Source organism: Oceanobacillus sp. GQ8, assembly GCF_059758495.1.
Genome location: NZ_JCAXEV010000002.1, coordinates 528,194 through 546,644, shown reverse-complemented (window position 1 = coordinate 546,644; position 18,451 = coordinate 528,194). Strand labels below are relative to the sequence as shown.

General features: G+C 39.1%; 15 protein-coding genes. 5 read left to right on the top strand and 10 right to left on the bottom strand.

Annotated features, from left to right (window positions below; translation table 11 throughout):
* Nucleotides 1-7: 7 nt before the first annotated feature.
* From coxB to AC6CHS_RS07600, 3 genes are all read right to left on the bottom strand, one after another.
* Nucleotides 8-694: a cytochrome c oxidase subunit II gene (gene coxB, locus AC6CHS_RS07610; protein ID WP_498235329.1), complete on the bottom strand. Its 687-nt coding sequence runs from the start codon at nucleotides 692-694 to the stop codon at nucleotides 8-10.
* 497 nt (nucleotides 695-1,191) lie between these two features.
* Complete coding sequence (locus tag AC6CHS_RS07605; protein ID WP_498235327.1) at nucleotides 1,192-1,500, bottom strand: phasin family protein; 309 nt, start codon at nucleotides 1,498-1,500, stop codon at nucleotides 1,192-1,194.
* A 14-nt stretch (nucleotides 1,501-1,514) separates the two neighbouring features.
* Nucleotides 1,515-3,011, bottom strand: coding sequence for an AarF/UbiB family protein (locus AC6CHS_RS07600; protein ID WP_498235325.1), 1,497 nt, complete (start codon nucleotides 3,009-3,011; stop codon nucleotides 1,515-1,517).
* A gap of 628 nt (nucleotides 3,012-3,639) precedes the next feature.
* On the opposite strand from AC6CHS_RS07600, the gene AC6CHS_RS07595 reads away from it, so the two are divergent.
* Entirely contained in the window at nucleotides 3,640-4,989 is a 1,350-nt protein-coding gene (locus AC6CHS_RS07595) for a YjiH family protein (RefSeq protein ID WP_498235323.1), read from the top strand.
* A gap of 155 nt (nucleotides 4,990-5,144) precedes the next feature.
* Here the strand turns inward: AC6CHS_RS07595 and AC6CHS_RS07590 are convergent, their stop codons facing one another.
* Together AC6CHS_RS07590 and ku are read right to left on the bottom strand one after the other, a co-directional pair.
* Nucleotides 5,145-6,131, bottom strand: a complete 987-nt coding sequence (locus AC6CHS_RS07590; RefSeq protein ID WP_498235321.1) for an acyltransferase family protein — start codon at nucleotides 6,129-6,131, stop codon at nucleotides 5,145-5,147.
* Between the two features lie 274 nt (nucleotides 6,132-6,405).
* Nucleotides 6,406-7,260, bottom strand: coding sequence for a non-homologous end joining protein Ku (gene ku, locus AC6CHS_RS07585; RefSeq protein ID WP_498235320.1), 855 nt, complete (start codon nucleotides 7,258-7,260; stop codon nucleotides 6,406-6,408).
* 125 nt (nucleotides 7,261-7,385) lie between these two features.
* Between ku and AC6CHS_RS07580 the strand changes: the two genes are divergently transcribed.
* Nucleotides 7,386-9,185: a DNA ligase D gene (locus tag AC6CHS_RS07580; RefSeq protein WP_498235318.1), complete on the top strand. Its 1,800-nt coding sequence runs from the start codon at nucleotides 7,386-7,388 to the stop codon at nucleotides 9,183-9,185.
* Between the two features lie 208 nt (nucleotides 9,186-9,393).
* Here the strand turns inward: AC6CHS_RS07580 and AC6CHS_RS07575 are convergent, their stop codons facing one another.
* The 3 genes from AC6CHS_RS07575 to chrA form a co-directional block, all read right to left on the bottom strand.
* Entirely contained in the window at nucleotides 9,394-10,788 is a 1,395-nt protein-coding gene (locus AC6CHS_RS07575) for an L-cystine transporter (RefSeq protein ID WP_498235316.1), read from the bottom strand.
* A 339-nt stretch (nucleotides 10,789-11,127) separates the two neighbouring features.
* Nucleotides 11,128-11,568 carry an OsmC family protein gene (locus tag AC6CHS_RS07570; protein ID WP_498235315.1) on the bottom strand — a complete coding sequence of 147 codons (441 nt, stop codon included), beginning with the start codon at nucleotides 11,566-11,568 and terminating at the stop codon, nucleotides 11,128-11,130.
* A gap of 64 nt (nucleotides 11,569-11,632) precedes the next feature.
* Entirely contained in the window at nucleotides 11,633-12,811 is a 1,179-nt protein-coding gene (gene chrA, locus AC6CHS_RS07565; RefSeq protein ID WP_498235313.1) for a chromate efflux transporter, read from the bottom strand.
* 180 nt (nucleotides 12,812-12,991) lie between these two features.
* Here chrA and AC6CHS_RS07560 point away from each other — a divergent pair, with 180 nt between their 5' ends.
* Nucleotides 12,992-13,681 carry a Na-translocating system protein MpsC family protein gene (locus AC6CHS_RS07560; protein WP_498235311.1) on the top strand — a complete coding sequence of 230 codons (690 nt, stop codon included), beginning with the start codon at nucleotides 12,992-12,994 and terminating at the stop codon, nucleotides 13,679-13,681.
* Nucleotides 13,682-13,853: 172 nt separating this feature from the next.
* Nucleotides 13,854-14,057 carry a hypothetical protein gene (locus AC6CHS_RS07555; RefSeq protein WP_498235310.1) on the top strand — a complete coding sequence of 68 codons (204 nt, stop codon included), beginning with the start codon at nucleotides 13,854-13,856 and terminating at the stop codon, nucleotides 14,055-14,057.
* Nucleotides 14,058-14,224: 167 nt separating this feature from the next.
* On the opposite strand, the gene AC6CHS_RS07550 is transcribed toward AC6CHS_RS07555, so the two are convergent.
* Together AC6CHS_RS07550 and AC6CHS_RS07545 are read right to left on the bottom strand one after the other, a co-directional pair.
* On the bottom strand, nucleotides 14,225-15,007 hold the full coding sequence (locus AC6CHS_RS07550) for a TerC family protein (protein ID WP_238017852.1): 783 nt from the start codon (nucleotides 15,005-15,007) through the stop codon (nucleotides 14,225-14,227).
* Between the two features lie 307 nt (nucleotides 15,008-15,314).
* Complete coding sequence (locus AC6CHS_RS07545; RefSeq protein WP_498235307.1) at nucleotides 15,315-17,063, bottom strand: phospho-sugar mutase; 1,749 nt, start codon at nucleotides 17,061-17,063, stop codon at nucleotides 15,315-15,317.
* Between the two features lie 192 nt (nucleotides 17,064-17,255).
* Here AC6CHS_RS07545 and AC6CHS_RS07540 point away from each other — a divergent pair, with 192 nt between their 5' ends.
* Entirely contained in the window at nucleotides 17,256-18,338 is a 1,083-nt protein-coding gene (locus AC6CHS_RS07540; RefSeq protein WP_498235305.1) for an AI-2E family transporter, read from the top strand.
* Nucleotides 18,339-18,451 lie beyond the last annotated feature (113 nt).

Below are 18,451 nucleotides of genomic sequence, written 5' to 3'. Positions count from 1 at the left end.
TGACAGTTTACTTTTCATTTAAATAGCTGGCATACTCGTCTGCTGAAACAACTTCGGCTTCAAACTTCATATTTGTATGGCCCAGCCCACAATACTCCGCACATTTTCCCTCGTATGTACCAATTTGCGGATTCTTAATTTCATATACTAATTCCCTATCAGGCATGACATCTACCTTACCACCAAGCCTTGGAACCCAGAAAGAATGAATGACATCCTCTGATTTCAGATGAAGGAGGATTGTTTCCCCTTCCGGAATTACCAAACGGTTTTGTTCCGTTTTCCCGTTTTCGTGCTCAAACGTCCAGTTAAATTGTTCTGCCGTCACTTGCACCGATGTTCCCTCCTGTTCGGATTCCGTAGATAGCACAGGCGACTGGTCATATGTCATCATAATGGTGGGAACAGCTAATATTGCAAGCAAGAGGAGCGGACCGATTACCCAAGCTATCTCCAGCCCCTTATTCCCTTTTACATCAGGTGGAATATTATCTTTTCTTTCATCCGTATACCGATACTTATAGACAAACCTTATAAATAGAATGGAAACAATTAATACAACTATCAACATTAAGGCAAAACTGTATATGATTAAAAATGCTTGATCATCCGCAGTGTCACTTCGCGAATCTAATACCTTTATATTACAGCCCGCTAATAGGAGTAAGAAGGGTATTATCAGAAGTCTTTTCATACCTATCACCCTTTTTTTGTTGTTGGAACAGAAGCGCTTGGTGCTGGACATCGTTATTTCTGTCAAAGAACGACGCCAGACAACAATCGCATAAAGTGAAACTTCAATCAGTGGGGGTTTTCATTCTTCCCCCATTGATTGTTAGTTGAACGAATCGGGGTGTTAGCGTCCGTTTACTCCCACTAAAAACTAACGGCTTCACTTCATGTTTTGAAGTGGGAGTCTTACGGACGGTTGCACCGGGATAAACGCTAACCATTTCCCTATCTGACAGCCCCTTAAACACAGAAGACAAGATTGAAAACGTTAGAAAAACTCACATTCCCTCGTCCTTTAGCGAATGTGTACGTTTTTCTTATACTTGGAACCTCAAAATTTCAACTGCGTCGACTTTGCTTCCTTGCTGAAATTTTATACTTTCCTAACGTGCAAAAAAGGTCGAACGTACTCTATTGAGTAATCGTTCGACCTTTAGCTATTTTGAGATTGATCTTCTATTAAAGTTCGCTATTCTGCCCAAGCTTTGTTTCTAGCTCAGTGATTCTTGCGCGAAGTTCATTAATATCTTCTTTTGTTGCCAAACCAAGGTCTTTCGCCATTTTTTGCGTTTGTTCATATTGCTTTGCGCTCCACTCGTCTTTTTTCATTTCTCCCTTGTCCATGTATGTTTGCATGACAGATCTTGCTTCATCTTGGGAAAGTTCATTCTTATCTACTAGTGCTCTCAACCTCTGGTCAAGCTTTTCTTTGCTTGTTACAGCTGCTCCTATTCCTAGTAAAAATCCTTTTTTTAATACTTCATTCACTTGAAACACCCCCCTCACTGTTCCGACCGTAGAAATCGGTAATGGCGTATCATACTAAGCCCTAAACCTGCGAAGCAGACAATAGAACCCCACATGAGGAATATGCTAGCTGTTGAGCCAAGATTTGAACCAAGCAGGCTAACACTCCCACTAAATACGCCTAAAGAGAATAACATGATCTCCAGCACAAGAAGAAAATGATGCTTAAGCTTCATTTGCTGCTTCTTCTTGTCCCATTGCCTATCCTTTTCCCCATTTTCCAGCCAATTTAACATCGCCCTAGGAAAAGAAAAGACCGGCTGAATTGTATCCTTTGCGTACTGTTTGTAAATCGACTCAATAAGCCGCCTGCCACCAAACCACTTTTTGACTTTTCGCTTTACCCACTTATCCAACTCGACATCCGGATAGATAGCCAGTAAAATCCCAAGGACGATAGACATAGCTCTACCCAGGTAAGCATATTCTGCAGACAGCTGAATTGGTTGATCCTTTATAAAGATTCGAATGTCTTCTTTCAGCTGTTCCATTGTATGTGCATCCAGCGTTTTAAATGATCCATTTTGATACATCTCTACCGTGTGCTTAATCATTTGTTTGAGCTTTGCTCGGTTTGCATTAGGCAAAATAAACTTCATATCGTCAAGGACGTCAATCACCCGATCATAGTCATCCATTATTACATTTTGGATAATTTGCTTAAAATAATGGATATCTTGGTTGCTCACTGACCCGATCATACCGAAGTCAATAATAGACAGAGTACCATCCTTCTGTAGGAGTATATTCCCGCCGTGTGGATCAGCATGAAAGCTACCTTCGTTAAGAACTTGATCAGCGTAAAAATCAAATAACCGCTTAGCTGTCTGCTCTACTGAAATATGATTTCGATTCATAAAGCCAATATCAGTTACCTTTGCACCATCCACCCATTCCATAACTAGAACCTTTTCTGTACATAGATGCCGATAATAATCTGGTATATGAATGTGCGGGTATTCTTTAAATCGGTCTTGGAAGTACAGTGCATTATCTAGCTCTTGATGAAAATTAAGTTCTTGATCCATGACCGTAATTAACTCTGTATACAACGATTTGAGATCAGCTTTTCTTCCAAATGAAGTGAATACAGACAGGATCCAAAAGACGATGCGAAGCGCGATAAAATCCATGTGAAAGATTTTCTCTATTTGATAGCGCTGCACCTTAATGGCTACCTTCTCCCCATTTTCTTTTAACGTCGCAGCGTAAACTTCTCCAATAGAAGCAGAGGCGATAGAATCTTCATCAATATAGTCAACCACTTGATCAACTTCAGTACCCCATTCATCCTCAAGTAAGCTTTTTGCATACGAATAGGGCATGGGTGGTACTTTATCGACAAGACCACTTAATTCATTAATAAAAACTTGTGGCATAAAATCGGTCCTTGTACTAAGGAACTGTCCGACCTTTATGAGTACACCACCTAGCTGAACAGCCCGTTTCCGATACTCTCTAGCTTGTTTCATTAACAACCTGTCCCATTTCTGCCTTGTCCGCTCATCCCAAATACTATGTATAAAATGGAAGGAGTATATTTGCACCAGAAACTTGCAGGCCATCCAAACCAAAATGCTGCAACGATAAATAAGATTATAATTTCTCTTGTTTCGCAACGTAAACACCTCTGTTATCAATACCCTACTTTGTCCTTGAATAAAACAGGTTTTACCGTACCAGGAAAAAGGAATAAAAAGATAGAGTAATGCTCTCTTGCTAAGTGGCTATAAATCTATAAGGAGTTTTATCAGAAAAACGCACATTCACTTTTAGCAGATCTGTACGTTTTTTTATACTAGACGCTTCAAAATTTTAACTACGCTGTCTGCTTCTTAGCTAAAATTTTATATTTTCCTTATGTGTAAAAAAACACAAAAACGCATAAATATTTGTCGAATCTAATATACTCGCTTATAATACAAAAGGGAGTTTCTCCGGTGTTATGCTGTTTAAAAGGTCTCACTCCTAGATAGCTGTATATTTCGTAGTCTAAATGAATGCATAAGAACATAGTAAATACAGGATGACTGCAAAATCTAACAAACCTATATAGGAGGAACCTATTCAGAAAATTTATGTTTCCTAGGTGGTATTTATATGAAAAAAAATCAATACAGAATTAGTGATCATATTAAGTTTATTATTCCCTCTTTAATTGGGGTATTTCTCTTCATGTTCCCGCTCAAAACCGAAGATGGGGTCACCATCCCAATTGCATTGTTGGCAGGGATTGTGCAGGATGCTCTTGCAGGCCGTCTTTCCGCCATAATGATGGTTATTATTGTCTTAACCGCAGTGTTTACCTTGATAGCTAAAATGGCCGGTAAGGATGCCTTACAAAAGACGCCCTTCTTTCAACAGCTATTTTATGTAAGTCTATTTTGGACGATTACCCGTGTGATAGCAGCTATATTCGCAGTGATGGTGTATTTCGAACTCGGCCCATCATTTATACACGGGGCAGATACTGGAAAAATGCTGCTTGATGACCTGCTTCATGTACTATTTGCAGTCTTCTTGTTTGCTGGATTGTTTCTTCCACTCTTAATGAATTTTGGGTTACTCGAACTTGTCGGTACGATGATGACCAAGATTATGCGTCCATTGTTCAAGTTACCAGGAAGAGCTTCTATTGATTCCCTCGCTTCTTGGATTGGCGATGGGACAATTGGTATTCTACTTACAAGTAAACAGTACGAGGAAGGAAATTACACCAAGCGAGAAGCTGCCGTGATTGGAACGACATTTTCGATTGTATCCATTACCTTCTCTCTTGTCATAATTGGCGAAGTAGGACTTCAACATATGTTCGTCCCATTTTACTTAACTGTTTTATTTGCTGGTTTTGTAGCAGCACTTATTATGCCTCGTATCCCCCCACTATCCAGAAAGGCGGATCGTTATATCGATCCTAACTCGGACGGAGTTAGTGAGGAGATACCAGAAGGTTATAATGTCTTCACTTATGGTTATAAAAAAGCGATTGATAGAGGTAGAAAGGAAACAAGCTTCTACCGATTTATTAAAGAAGGCTTACAGAATATCCTTGATATGTGGATGGGTGTAGCACCTGTCGTAATGGCTTTTGGGTTGACGGCATTAATTATTGCAGAAAATACACCGCTCTTTTCATGGCTCGGGGTTCCATTCATCCCCTTACTAGAGTGGATGCAGGTCCCATCAGCCACTGCAGCATCTGAAACCATATTAATTGGTTTTGCCGATATGTTTTTACCAGCAATTCTAGCTTCTGGAATAGAGGAAGAAATAACGCGATTTATTATCGCAGCATTATCTGTTACCCAGTTGATCTATATGTCAGAGGTTGGGGGATTATTATTGGGGTCTAAGGTTCCTGTATCGTTCAAGGATCTTGTAGTAATTTTCTTGCTCCGTACACTCATTACCTTACCTGTTATCATCTTAATAGCTCACCTTATCTTTTAAGACAGCAAAACAGACGGCCATTTAACGGCCGTCTGTTTTTTATATTAAAAGGGGGTATCATATATATACGTTTTAATCGAGAATTTGTTTCGTTCATTTGACTAAAATAACTTACTCTTTGATAAATAAGACATTATCCCTAGCTTTAATGAAACTTACGTTTTAAGATTTTGTTTTAGAATGGATGCTTTTCCTTCTATCACTGGCTGCCATAATCCCAGAATCGGTCTACTTGAAAGTAGAAAGACGAGAGCCAGTGATAATGCTGCTAATCCAAGAAAATCATGCAGTCCGTTAATCTGAAACACGTCTGCCTGACGAAAATACTGGATGAAAAAGCCGTGCAGTAGGTATACATACAATGTACGTGCACCTAATTTAGTCCAGTTATAGTGTGCTTTAGGAATCCATGCCAACACACTGACGACCATGATAGCTGCCGTAATATAAACTAGCAAGCGAGCAAGTCCCCCATACTCTGCCATTCCCAGATCACCATATGATTTAGAAGCAAGAAGCCAGCCGGAGTTAAACTCTGGCATAAAGTAAATACTTACAAATACAGCACTCATAATGACAAGAGAAGCTATTTTAACACTTTTATGTTTTAAAAGCATGATCTGCTTTTCAGTCAAAAAGTAACCGATTAAGAAAAACGGGAAGAATACAAAGGTTCTTGACAGGCTAAAGGTATGACCAATTTCGCCAAAATACCCAATGATTAAACCAATTTGCAAAGCAATTGCAATACTTAACAATGGAGGCATTTTTTTAAACCAATATAATAAAAGGTGCCAACTGAATAGGCTAAACAAAAACCATAACGCCCAGTGGGGACTAAAGAGATCTGTCTGCCATCCTGATTTCCCTATTAAGAAGTAATAGCCGGAGTACAATACCTGAAAAATCAAGTACGGCACGAGCAGCTTCTTAACTAGATTTATAATATAACTGAAGTTCCCTGCGCCTTTAGCAAAAAAGCCAGACATTAAAATGAACGCAGGCATATGAAAGGTGTAAATCCAAGAATATAATGTGCTCATTTCTCTTGATCCATCAACGAAAGGTTGGATCATGTGGCCGAATACAACGAAGAAAATTAAAACGACCTTCGCATTATCAAAAAAAGCATTTCTTTCCATATCTCTCATCCTCTAATAGTTAAATTAAGGTTGCATATTTCACTTTACCTCTTTTTCTATAAAAATATATAGGTTGGCCGCCGATTTTATGTAGATGTTAGGAGCGTGTAAATGTTTTGCAAAAAAGCCTTCAAACTGTAATGATCATGGTGCAATTTTCCACATTTTCAGAAAGTACCGTCTCGCGTTCTATTCTTTCTACACATAGTTGTTCGATAAATCAAAAAACCTCCCCTACTATTGTAGGCAGAGGTTAGTTAAAGGAAGCCTTGTTTTATGTTGCAGTTTTTTTCTTGGTCGTACTTTTTACTTTCTTGGTCGGTTGCTTTGGTTTTGGTTTATCCTGCTTTGCACGATCAAGTGATGCCTGCAATGCGTCCATCAAATTCGTTGCACCCTCCGTTGTAGGCTTACCTTTCTCCGTTGCAACTGGAGTTGTCGTTTCCTCATTATTTTTCTTCTGTTCAATAAGTTCCAACAGGGCTGTGCGATACTCATCAGTATATTTTTCTGGCTCAAATACCGTCGTTAATTGCTCAATAAGCATTTTGGCAGTATCCAGCTCTTTCTCCGAATTAGCTGACGCTTCAGGAACATTCGGCACATCCGCTACATTCCTTACCTCGTCTGGATAATGAATGGTCTCTGCGACCAAGGTATTTTGGTAAACACGAATCACAGCTAGCTGCTCTTTAGATCGAATGATCATTTTAGCTACCCCAATCTTACCTGTTTCCTCTAACGCATTCCGTAACAGGCTATATGCCTTTGTACCCCCTTCATTCGGGGAGAGGTAATAGCTTTTTTCAAAATAAATGGGATCAATTTCCTCTAATTTTACAAAGTCGACGATCTCCACCGCTTTATCCTCTTGCTCTTTCTGCAATGCTGCTAAATCTTCTTCATCAAGAACAACAAATTTATTTTTTGCATACTCGTAAGCCTTTACGATCTCTTCTTGCTCAATTGGCTTATCACATACTGGGCAAACTTTTTCATACTTAATTGGTGATTGGCATTCCTTGTGTAACTGACGAAGCCTTACATCCTTGTTCTCTGTTGCAGCATGCATTTTTACAGGAATATTTACTAGCCCGAAGCTTATAGTACCTTTCCACATAGTGTGCATCCGAATTCCTCCTTTTTCACTAGTTTGCCGGAAGTTGTATCGTTTTATCCAAATTGTATGTTTTTCCAATGGAAAACGAAAACTATCAAAAAACATTCATCCATTATGAAAGAGGGGTTGGGAAGATGGCAGTAATGAAACCGATAGCAAGCTCGGATATACCAACAGGCGAAGAATGGCTGTATGAGATAAAATATGATGGTTTTCGTTGTATATTGCATTGGGAGAAAGGCAGGATTCGACTAACAAGTAAAAATGGAAAGAATCTGACGGAGAGCTTTCCTGAGATTGTAGAATATTGCTTAGAGCACGAGTCAACTGTCGCTAATTTTCTCCCGCTCATTCTAGACGGGGAACTTGTCGTATTGAATACTGATTACCAGGCAAATTTTGCGCTTGTTCAACAACGGGGTCGATTAAAAGATTCCACAAGGATAAAGCAGGCTGCAGAACAGCGACCGGCTTCTTTCCTCGCTTTTGATATTATCAGTTTGCATGGGGCTTCTATAGAGAAGGAACCGCTAATGAAACGAAAGGGAAGCCTTGCTACTGTTTTTAAGCAGATAGGCAAGGCCAAGCCTCTCTCCTTTGTGCCCGCTCATTCTAATCCTAAGCAACTATGGGAGATTCTTTTTGACCATAAAGGGGAGGGACTGATTGCAAAACGAAAAAATAGCACGTATCAAGTCGGAAAAAGCCATCGTGATTGGTATAAAATTAAAAATTGGCGAAAGTTGCATGGATTCCTTACCGCATACGATTCACAAAATAACTACTTTTCCGTTGGTATATATCAAGACGATGAGGTAAACGAAATTGGGAAATGTGCTCATGGTCTGAGAGAAACAGATTTTGCCACATTAAAAGAATTGTTTCTAACAAATGGCGAAAAGAGAGGTGCTTTCTATTATCTCCCCCCAGCTATTTGTGCCCAGATTCACAGTTTAGATTTATACAAAAATGAGCTTCGCGAACCGGCCTTCGCTTCCCTTCTCCCACATGAGCAGCCTTCTGCGATGACAAGAAAACGATTAAAACTGGACATGGCAATGCTCCCTGAAACGATCGAACTGACGAACACGGATAAGACTTTTTGGCCTAAACCAGGATATACAAAAGGGGATTTGCTCACATATGTAAGGGAGATTTCGCCTTATATGCTCCCCTTCTTAAAGGAACGAGCCTTAACGATCATTCGGTCCCCTGATGGCGTGGAGGAGGATTTCTTTTACCAAAAACACCTTCCAGAATACGCGCCTGATTTTATAGAGCGAATACCCGCTGGGGATAATGAATTTCTCCTAACTTGTGAGGGTCTTGATTCACTCATGTGGTACACCAATCATGGCACGGTAGAATACCATGCCCCGTTTCAAAAACGGGATTCAGAATATCCTGCTGAAATTGTGTTTGATTTGGACCCACCAGATCGAAATAGTTTTCCGCTTGCCATAGAAGCAGCTAGCTTACTAAAAGAATTACTTGATCAGCTTAATTTAATATCATTTGTTAAAACATCTGGAAACAAAGGGCTTCAGATTTACATTCCGCTTCCTGAGAAAAGTATGTCTTATGAACAGACTGCCCTTTTTACGCAGGCAATGGCCTGGACGATTGAAAAGGCCCAACCTAAAAGCTTTACTACGGAGAGAATGAAGAAAAATCGTGGTGGGCGTCTATACATTGATTATGTTCAGCACGGAAAAGATAAAACAATTATTGCGCCATACTCTACCCGTAAAACAACAGAGGCGACCGTTGCCACCCCCCTCTTTTGGAATGAGGTCAAGGAGGGGCTATCACCCGAGCAATTTACGATAAACAATGTTCCGGGACGCGTAAAAGAGCTTGGTTGCCCTTTTTCAGATTATCAACTTGCCAAGCAGAAACAACAAATTGAATCGATTCTTAGATTGATCACATGATTAGAAAAACTCGCGTTCTTCTCTTTTAGCAAATGTATACGTTTTTCTTATACTTGGGACTTCAAAATTTTAACTACGTCGTTATTGCTTCCTAGCTAAAATTTTATACTTTCTTAATGTGAAATAAATAAAGCCGAAAGACCATTCAAGTAATACATTACGAATGATCTTTCGGCTCTCACTTTATATTTACTTAACAGTTTTTATATTACAATGATGTGTTTTCTTCAATTGCGGTTTTATCATTGTACGTTTTAAGATTTAAGGTTTTCATGATTCGTGAAGTAATCGTTCCAGAAACCATTGCACCGTTAACGTTAAGTGCTGTACGACCCATATCAATTAAGGCCTCTACAGATATTAACAAACCAGCTAATGCAACAGGCATATTCATAGAAGATAGTACAATTAGTGCTGCAAAGGTTGCACCACCACCAACTCCAGCGATACCAAATGAACTAATACCTATAATTAATACAAGCTGTAGGATGAACATTGGATCTAGTGGATCAATTCCCACAGTTGGCGCAATCATAACAGCAAGCATGGCAGGGTATACACCAGCACAACCATTTTGCCCCATTGTTGCCCCGAAGGATGCTGACATGTTTGCCACTCCTTCATTTACACCAAGCGAATTTCTTTGAGCCTGAATATTTAATGGAATCGTACCAGCACTTGAACGAGACGTGAAGGCAAATCCTAATACAGGTATCACTTTTCGTAAATAAACCATTGGATTTAAGCCGAATACACCAACAAGTACAAGGTGAATGATGAACATGACAGCTAATGCAACATAAGAAGCTATAACAAATTTACCTAATTCTATTATTCCAGCAAAGTCTGTACTTGCCACCGTATTTGCCATTAATGCAAGAATACCAAATGGTGTTAAACGTAGGATCAATGTAACGATACGCATAACAACTGCGTAAAATGAGTTAACAATTTTAGTAAATGTTTCAGCCTGTTCAGGATTCTTTCTTCTTACCCCGAGCACTGCAATTCCCACAATAAGCGAGAAGATTACCACAGCGATAACGGAAGTGGAGCGTTCCCCTGTCATATCAAGGAATATATTTGATGGAATAAAATTGAGAATTTTATCTGGAGTAGACTGTGCCTCTACATCACCAAGTCTCTCCTCAAGCATAGACCCACGTTCACTCTCTGCTTGACCTGCTTCAATTTGTTCAGCACTAAGATCAAAGACTGTAGCTGTGAGAATTCCAACTAATGCTGCAACCATTGTTAAAGAAATTAAAGTCCCGATAATCCAAGCAGACATTTTACCAAGCTCTGCTGTCTTTTCCAGATTAATAATGGACTGAATGATGGAAACCATAACAAGTGGAACAACGATCATCATTAGTAATCGTACATAGCCACTACCTACAATACTGTACCAACCCGTTGTTTCGGTAAGCACCTCCGAGCCAGCACCATAAATTAATTGCAACACCGTACCTAGTACTATTCCTAACCCCAAACCAGTGAATACTCGTTTTGTAAAAGAAAAATGCTTTTTTTGCATCCAAATAAGTAAACCGATGATTGCTAATAACACGACAATGTTTAATACAATATATAAAACATCCATTTTGTTGCCTCCTTTTCCTCCTGTTTAGTGTCTATCTACACCCTAGCTCAGACTATCCTCTAATTGCGATAAGTATCGTAATTAGGTAATTACCTAAATCCAGTCTATGCAGACGGATCTTCTATCGTACGTTATATTATATATAATTCCGATAAAAATAGTATGCTTTAATAAGATACAATGCATCATACAAAGTGTCAAGGGATTAATTTCATTGTTAAAATAGCTAAAAGGGAATGAGAGAAAAATACAACAGATATAGTATTTTAATTAGACAAAAACCGCACGAGCAATCGAATTTAAGAAGGTATTCGAACTCGTACGGTTTATATTTAATTTCTAGCCTAACGTTGGTTCTAATTCGACGTCTACATTCCCTTTAATAGCTCGTGAGATCATACAGCTTTCTTCAGCCTTATCAACTAACCGTCTAAGCTTTTCCTGCTCCCTCTCTGTTGCGGTAGGTTGTAGGTACACGGTTGGTTTATGGACAATTTTCTTATAGGTTATAACGCCGTCTGTTACATCAACATGTCCTTCAGATTCAAGTTCCATGTGTTTCAGAGGAAGACTGGACCGTTCGATCATGGCAGCGAGCGTTATAAGATAACAGGTGGCAGCTGCTCCTAAGAGCATTTCATCCGGATTTGTTCCTATACCAGGGCCATCCATTTCCTTCGGTATAGAAATTTTGGTTTTTAGATTTCCTGCTTCAATAAATCCCTCACTATTTCGTCCGCCAGGCCAATCTGCCTTTAATTGAAATAGATGTGTTGCCATAAGTATCACCTCTTTTCCATACTACCAAATTAACTTTATAACAAGGGAATAATTTGCTTCATGCCTACAGAATACCGAGTAACACCTCTCCACCTAGGACCCCAATCACGACTACTGCCCAGGCAGGAATTTTCCAAAATTGCATTAAAGCAAATAATATCACCGCTAAGGCAAAGTGCTGACTACTTAGAATCGCACTAGTAAACACTGGATTATAGAAGGCTGCAAGTAATATACCAACAACACTAGCATTCACACCAATTAACATACCCTGAAAGGATTCCTTTCCTCTTAATTCACTTAAAAAAGGCAAGGCACCAATTAGCAGTAGAAAGGATGGAAGGAAAATGGCGACTGTTGCGAGAACCGCACCTAGTATTCCTTCCATCATCGTACCTATATAAGAAGAAAAGGTAAATAGAGGACCTGGTACTGCTTGTGCCATCCCGTACCCGGCAAGAAATTCACTTCCCGTTAAAAATCCAGGAGGAACGATTTCCTGCTCTAACATTGGTAACACTACATGTCCCCCACCAAATACGATGGAACCAACTCGAAAAAACGTGTCGAATAGTTGAATATAGGCGTTTGACACAGTTTGCGCAAGAATAGGAAGCCCAATAAGCAGCATAGCTAGCAAGCTAAGTGATAAAACACCCTGTCTTTTCGTAATAGAAATGGTGAATGTTGATAATGAAGACTGCTGTCCCTTTCTGAAGCCTACATAACCGATAAGCGCCGCCATTACTATGACCCCAATTTGCACCACAGCAGATGGGAACATTAGCATAATAAGCATGGCCACAAGGGCAATCCCCATTCTTGGCCTGTCCGGCGCTAGTTTTCTTCCAAGACCAAGAACTGCATGGGCCACCACTGCTACCGCTACAACCTTCAAGCTTGCAATCCAAGTTGTATCCCCTAATTGGAAATTCTGATAAAACATTGCAAATAAAACAAGGATCAGCACTGATGGAAGGGTAAAGCCAAGCCAAGATACAATTCCTCCAAGTAAACCACCGCGCATCATTCCTATTGCAATCCCGACTTGACTGCTCGCTGGCCCAGGAAGAAACTGACATAATGCAATAATGTCTGCATAGAGCTTTTCATTTAACCATTTGCGCTTATCTATGTACTCTTCTTTAAAATAAGCCAAATGCGCCACAGGTCCACCAAACGAAGTAAGGCCAAGCTTTAGTGACGACCTTAATATTTCCAGCTGTCTTTTTTCTTTCTTCATACATACCTCCAATAAGAATAGTTAGAATAAAAATACCATACTTTATATTAAAGTTAAGCGAAATTTACATAAACTTTACATCAAAGGTTTGTTGGCACTCTTTTGGTGGTAATGTTATACTAAAAAATAGGGAAAGCAATATGATGTGTCTTCCTCTAAAAGAAGGATGGAACGAAACGAATGGAAAAGACGTTAGAGACCACTTTAGCCAGTACTATTGGCAAACTACTTCGTGATAATTTTGGGAAGGGACCTGGCTCGATATATGTAAGTGTCGGCAAACCCTTTATTACGATGTATTTAAGAGATTTTTTAGCCCCAATGGAAAATGTGTTATTAAGTCAGGACAATCCATTACGTGTACAAGAAACACGTGATGCACTAATGAATAAACTTATCCCAGAGATTCAAAATATTATTGTTGCGGAAACAAATGAACAAGTTAAAGGCATTTATTATGACTGGTGCTTAGATAGAAAGACTGGCGTTATCTTCGCAGAATTTGTTTCTAATGAGGGTTATGAAAATAATCGACTTGAAGACTATCCAGAAAAGGATGGCCTACACGAAGAAATTAACCGATTCACAGAACAAGCACAAAAGGTACCAGAAAAGCTTCATTCTTATAAGTTAAATTCACGTACCATTGTGTCAAAACGCGATAAAATATTCGTGGAGATTGAACAGGAGTTAATACGTTCTGGTTTTAATGAACAGCTTCGCTTAGCTAAAAGGAAACTAGAAAAAAGCCTAATAAACAAACCATACCTCGAAGCAGTGCTTGGTTTAACAATAGATGACATATTTGTCGATTGGGATTTTTCAGATGACGCAGGATACGTTATATTAATATTAAAACCAACTAAATAATGGTGGGAATGTCTGGACAATAGTGCCAAGAGATAAGCCGAAAAGGAATCTTTCTTCCTTCTCGGCTTTTTTATTTTCATTTAGATAGCAGTGATATACAAAAAAATATTCATCGGCGTCTGACTGAAAGTGCTTACGTGTTTTAGGAAGGACTACTCAGGAGGGATACGACATGTTCAAAGTGATGGTAATAGGAAAAAACAGGATTCGTGCATACCTCGCAGAGAACGACAAAATCATTACATTCTCAAATTACAAGGCTGCCGAGAGCTATATAGAAAGGATTTTGCAAGCAGATATCTTACCAGACAACTATTCATTACAAATTGAGAAAATGAGTAGCTATGTGCAGCGTCCGTTTAGTAACAGCAAATGAAGGAAGCAAGGTAATTCAAGAAGCCATGCCCAGCTATAGGTTATGGGTTGTTGTTAGCCGCACTACCTTCCGGGTGTATAAAACCGCGGATGCAAGGAAAACGAGAGAACTTTTTGTAGCCGAAAAAAGCAGTCATCTCTATAGAAAGATGACTGCTCTCGTCTTGCCTAGTTATTTGTATTATCTTTAACTTTCTCGACCGTACGTCCAGAGACGAACCAACCTACAACTGCAATCCCTACCAATACTACATAGAAAATAGCCTTCCATAAAGTAGAATGTGGGAAATCATGTGGAATCAACGCAATATCCTCATGCGCAAGCACGATAAGTGCTAGCTTCACACCAACCCACCCAACGATGATGAATGCGGCGATTTCCAATCCAGGGCGTTTGTTAAGTAAATCAACAAAAATATTCGCTGCAAAACGCATAATGATAAGTCCGATCATTCCGCCTGCAAATATAACAATAAATTGCCCTGTATCAAGACTCCCTATTGTTCCAAGACCCGTTGCTGGAAGTGCCACAGCCAAAGCTACGGCTGCCAAAATAGAATCGACCGCAAATGCCAAGTCAGCAAATTCTACTTTAAGGACTGTCATCCAGAAGCCACTGCCTTTTGCCTTTTCGGATTCTTCTTGTTCTTGGACCTCTCGCTTTGGCTTTAACTTGTCATACAAATGTTTAATCGACATAAACAATAAGTACAATGCCCCTAATGCTTGTACTTGCCAAACGTCAACAAGAAATGAAATAACAAATAGTGAACCAAATCGCAGCACAAACGCTCCAGCCAGACCGTAAAATAATGCCTTTTTACGTTGCTCTTCCGGAAGATGTTTCACCATAATGGCAAGCACTAATGCGTTATCCGCAGCTAATAATCCCTCCAGACCAATCAGAACAACTAGTACCCATAAATATTCCAATAATAAATCTACTGGCATGTTTTTTCTCTCCTTTTTATGATCCTACCAACAGATAAGAACATAAAAAGACCCTTACCTGTTAGTGGTAAAGGTCTCGCAAACAACGTCCGTTGCCAAAATAAGCCGGAGAATATTTCTCGTAATGACGACTTAAATTGTACAGCTACTCCCCTTTAGGAATATTACTTTCTTTATTAAAACGTTTTATGACCAAAAAGTCAATAACAATAGACCCTACCATATATCTAATTATGGAAAAAACTGCTTTCTTTGCGGCTTTTTATACATATTTTAGGTTGCCCTGATAGGCTTTCGCTATACGATCTTACTTATCATTCTCTAAAATAACTGCAATTTTATTGTCCATTGTTTCTTTTAATGCAGCCAATTTCTGCTGGCTATCTTCTTTACTGTCTGTGCAAACTCCATAATAACATTTGATTTTTGGTTCTGTACCAGATGGTCGTAATGTTACCCAACTATCATTATGAAGAATAAACTTGAGCATGTTTTCTTTTGGAAGCTCGATGGTTTCTGACTTCTTCCCTTCTCCGTCAAGAATAGTGCGCTCACTTACCAAATAGTCCTCTACCTTTTCAATTTTGTAGGAAGCTATTTCCTCCATTGGTTCATTTCTAAAGCTTTCCATAATAGTAGCAATTTGGTCTGTACCTGCTTTTCCTTTCAAGGTCAGGGAAGACATGCCTTCAAGGAAATAACCATGCTGTTCGTAAAGGACATCCAATGCTTCCAACAATGTTTTGCCTTGTTGTTTCCAATAAGAAGCCATTTCACAAGCCATCACAGCAGCCTGTACCGCATCTTTGTCCCTACTCATACTACTAATTAAGTAGCCATAGCTTTCTTCATAGCCAAAAATAAAGGTTTCCCCAGTTGCATCAAACTGATGGATTTTCTCCCCAATATATTTAAATCCAGTTAATGTATTGATCGTTTTCACATTGTAGGCGTCTGCAACAGCTCTTCCTAGTTCTGATGTGACCACTGTTTTGAGCATTCGTGCACTTTTTAAGATCGTTTGGTTGCTGTGAGATAAAATATAATCGAGAAGTAATGCGCCAAGTTGATTCCCTGTTAGCACTTGGTACTCTCCATCTTCTCCCTTAGCAGCGACCCCTAAGCGATCTCCATCAGGATCTGTTCCAAGCAGAATATCAGCATCCATTTTCTTACCTTGGGAAATTGCCATCGTAAATGCCTGGTGCTCCTCCGGATTGGGCGAAGCTACCGTTGAAAATTCTGGGTCTGGAACAGCCTGTTCTTTTACAACTTCTAGCTGGTTAAACTGTAATTGTCGCAAGCCATTAACCACAAGGTCATTTGCTGCACCATGTAATGGAGTGAAGACAATCTTTAAATCTTTTTCGCTATCTTGTTCTTCTAAACTTAATTTTGAGATCAGCTTTAATTGTTCCAAATAAGCATTATCAACTTCATTGCCAATCCAATCTAACAATTCCTCTTGCTCTAGGTCTTTCTTTTCCATAACTGGAACAAGCAATTCATCCTCAGTCTTTTGGATTTCCTCAATTATTTGTTCAGCCTGGGACGGTGTAATTTGCCCACCATCCTCATTATATACTTTAAAACCGTTATATTCAGGAGGGTTGTGACTTGCTGTAATCATCACACCCGCTACTGTCCCAAAGTAACGTACCGCGAATGACAGTAACGGAGTCGGTCTTAACGACTCAAATACATGTGTTTTTATCCCGTGTGCCCCAAGTACCTTAGCTGTTTCAACCGCAAACTCCTGTGACATATAACGAGAATCGTAAGCAACTACTACACCGCGATCTTTCACATTCACAGTATTCTTTAGAAGATAATTCGCAAGACCATTTACTGCTCTGCGCACTACATATATATTCATTCGATTTGTTCCAGGCCCTAAAACGCCCCGCATTCCGCCTGTCCCAAATGTTAATTCTTTATAGAAGGCATCTTCCAACTTTGTCTTATCATTTTGCAAATTCGTTAGCTCTTGTTGCAATGATAAATCAAGATTTTGAAAAGAACGCCACTTTTGAAAACTTTTTTCCCAATTGTACATGCATTTTTCCCCCAACATATGTATAGATGTTCAAATTCTAGCACATTTTTATTAATTATTCTATTCGTATAGACAAGGTGTTTAACCTATAGGAATTTAGGTTAAAATAAAACTTATATACTGCTTCCTATTTCGTTAATAAAACGATAAACTTAAATATATATATATTAGATTACGAGAGTAGGGTTAGATTTGGTAAATAAACGTTGGTTTCAGGTTTTAGTATTCTTTATATTAGTATTTCTCTTAATCCTCTTAATTTCCGAAACGAATTTTGTATTCGATCCTGTATTTAAATACTTGGGTGCTGTAGCGCTCCCTCTTATCGGCGCAGGTATTCTCTATTATTTGACAAAGCCTTTAATGCATTTATTCGAACGCTTTCGTATTAATCGAATTGTATCTATCTTTCTAGTATTCTTTGTCATAATACTGCTTGGCTTTCTAGTGTGGATCTACATCGCACCTATAGCCCAAAACCAGTTCAAAAACTTAGCTGAAAACATACCGACTATGGTGAATTGGGCACAAGATATGATTTCTTATTGGCAAGCTAACCAAACAATGATTCCAACAGAAGTAGATAACGCCATTAGCAACTTTACAGATAATCTACAATCACATATTGAAAATGTGTTAAATTATCTATTTGGATTTATTGGACAGTTAATTTCGGTTATCGCCGCTCTAGTACTGGTACCATTCTTCTTATTTTTTATGCTAAAAGATGGTGATCGACTCGTACCCTTTATTACGCAAATCTTTACAAGGGAAAAAGCAAAGAATCTTCGCAGCCTGCTTGGCAAAGTTGATGATACTCTGACAGCTTTTATCCAAGGACAGCTGATTGTAAGCTTCGCTGTTGGTGTTCTCTTGTTCATAGGCTATCTTGTCATCGGGTTAAAATACTCTTTAACACTCGCGTTATTCGCTATGATCATGAATGTGATACCTTTTATTGGTCCATTTATAGCAGTGGTGCCTGCACTAATCGTTGGTGCTTTTCAAGATCCGCTTATGATTGTTTGGGTATCTATAGTTATGCTAATAGCACAGCAAATTGAGAGTAACTTCATTTCACCAAACGTAATGGGGCGTGCGCTTGATTTGCATCCATTAACAGTTATCACCGTTATTCTTGCTGCAGGTAGTATCGCTGGATTTGTAGGTATTCTCTTTGCAGTACCTTTCTATGCGGTAATTAAGACCATAATCGTTCACTTTTATAAGACTTACCAGAAATCAAAGGATACAAAAGAAGATTCCCTCATATAGAATAGGAAATATTTCTAACAGGCACACCAACAAAGTTGGCAGTGTCTGTTGTTTTTTTATCTTTAACACCCACAACCAAGCATTTCACAAACTACTTACAAATGTAGCAATTA

What these genes read in the sequence shown, in the direction of transcription:
- AC6CHS_RS07590 (WP_498235321.1), bottom strand. Translation starts at nt 6,131, where the DNA reads ATGGAAAGAAATGCTTTTTTTGATAATGCGAAGGTCGTTTTAATTTTC.
- AC6CHS_RS07575 (WP_498235316.1), bottom strand. Translation starts at nt 10,788, where the DNA reads ATGGATGTTTTATATATTGTATTAAACATTGTCGTGTTATTAGCAATC.
- AC6CHS_RS07545 (WP_498235307.1), bottom strand. Translation starts at nt 17,063, where the DNA reads ATGTACAATTGGGAAAAAAGTTTTCAAAAGTGGCGTTCTTTTCAAAAT.
- AC6CHS_RS07600 (WP_498235325.1), bottom strand. Translation starts at nt 3,011, where the DNA reads ATGAAACAAGCTAGAGAGTATCGGAAACGGGCTGTTCAGCTAGGTGGT.
- ku (WP_498235320.1), bottom strand. Translation starts at nt 7,260, where the DNA reads ATGCACACTATGTGGAAAGGTACTATAAGCTTCGGGCTAGTAAATATT.
- AC6CHS_RS07595 (WP_498235323.1), top strand. Translation starts at nt 3,640, where the DNA reads ATGAAAAAAAATCAATACAGAATTAGTGATCATATTAAGTTTATTATT.
- chrA (WP_498235313.1), bottom strand. Translation starts at nt 12,811, where the DNA reads ATGAAGAAAGAAAAAAGACAGCTGGAAATATTAAGGTCGTCACTAAAG.
- AC6CHS_RS07580 (WP_498235318.1), top strand. Translation starts at nt 7,386, where the DNA reads ATGGCAGTAATGAAACCGATAGCAAGCTCGGATATACCAACAGGCGAA.
- AC6CHS_RS07550 (WP_238017852.1), bottom strand. Translation starts at nt 15,007, where the DNA reads ATGCCAGTAGATTTATTATTGGAATATTTATGGGTACTAGTTGTTCTG.
- AC6CHS_RS07560 (WP_498235311.1), top strand. Translation starts at nt 12,992, where the DNA reads ATGGAAAAGACGTTAGAGACCACTTTAGCCAGTACTATTGGCAAACTA.
- AC6CHS_RS07555 (WP_498235310.1), top strand. Translation starts at nt 13,854, where the DNA reads ATGTTCAAAGTGATGGTAATAGGAAAAAACAGGATTCGTGCATACCTC.
- AC6CHS_RS07570 (WP_498235315.1), bottom strand. Translation starts at nt 11,568, where the DNA reads ATGGCAACACATCTATTTCAATTAAAGGCAGATTGGCCTGGCGGACGA.
- coxB (WP_498235329.1), bottom strand. Translation starts at nt 694, where the DNA reads ATGAAAAGACTTCTGATAATACCCTTCTTACTCCTATTAGCGGGCTGT.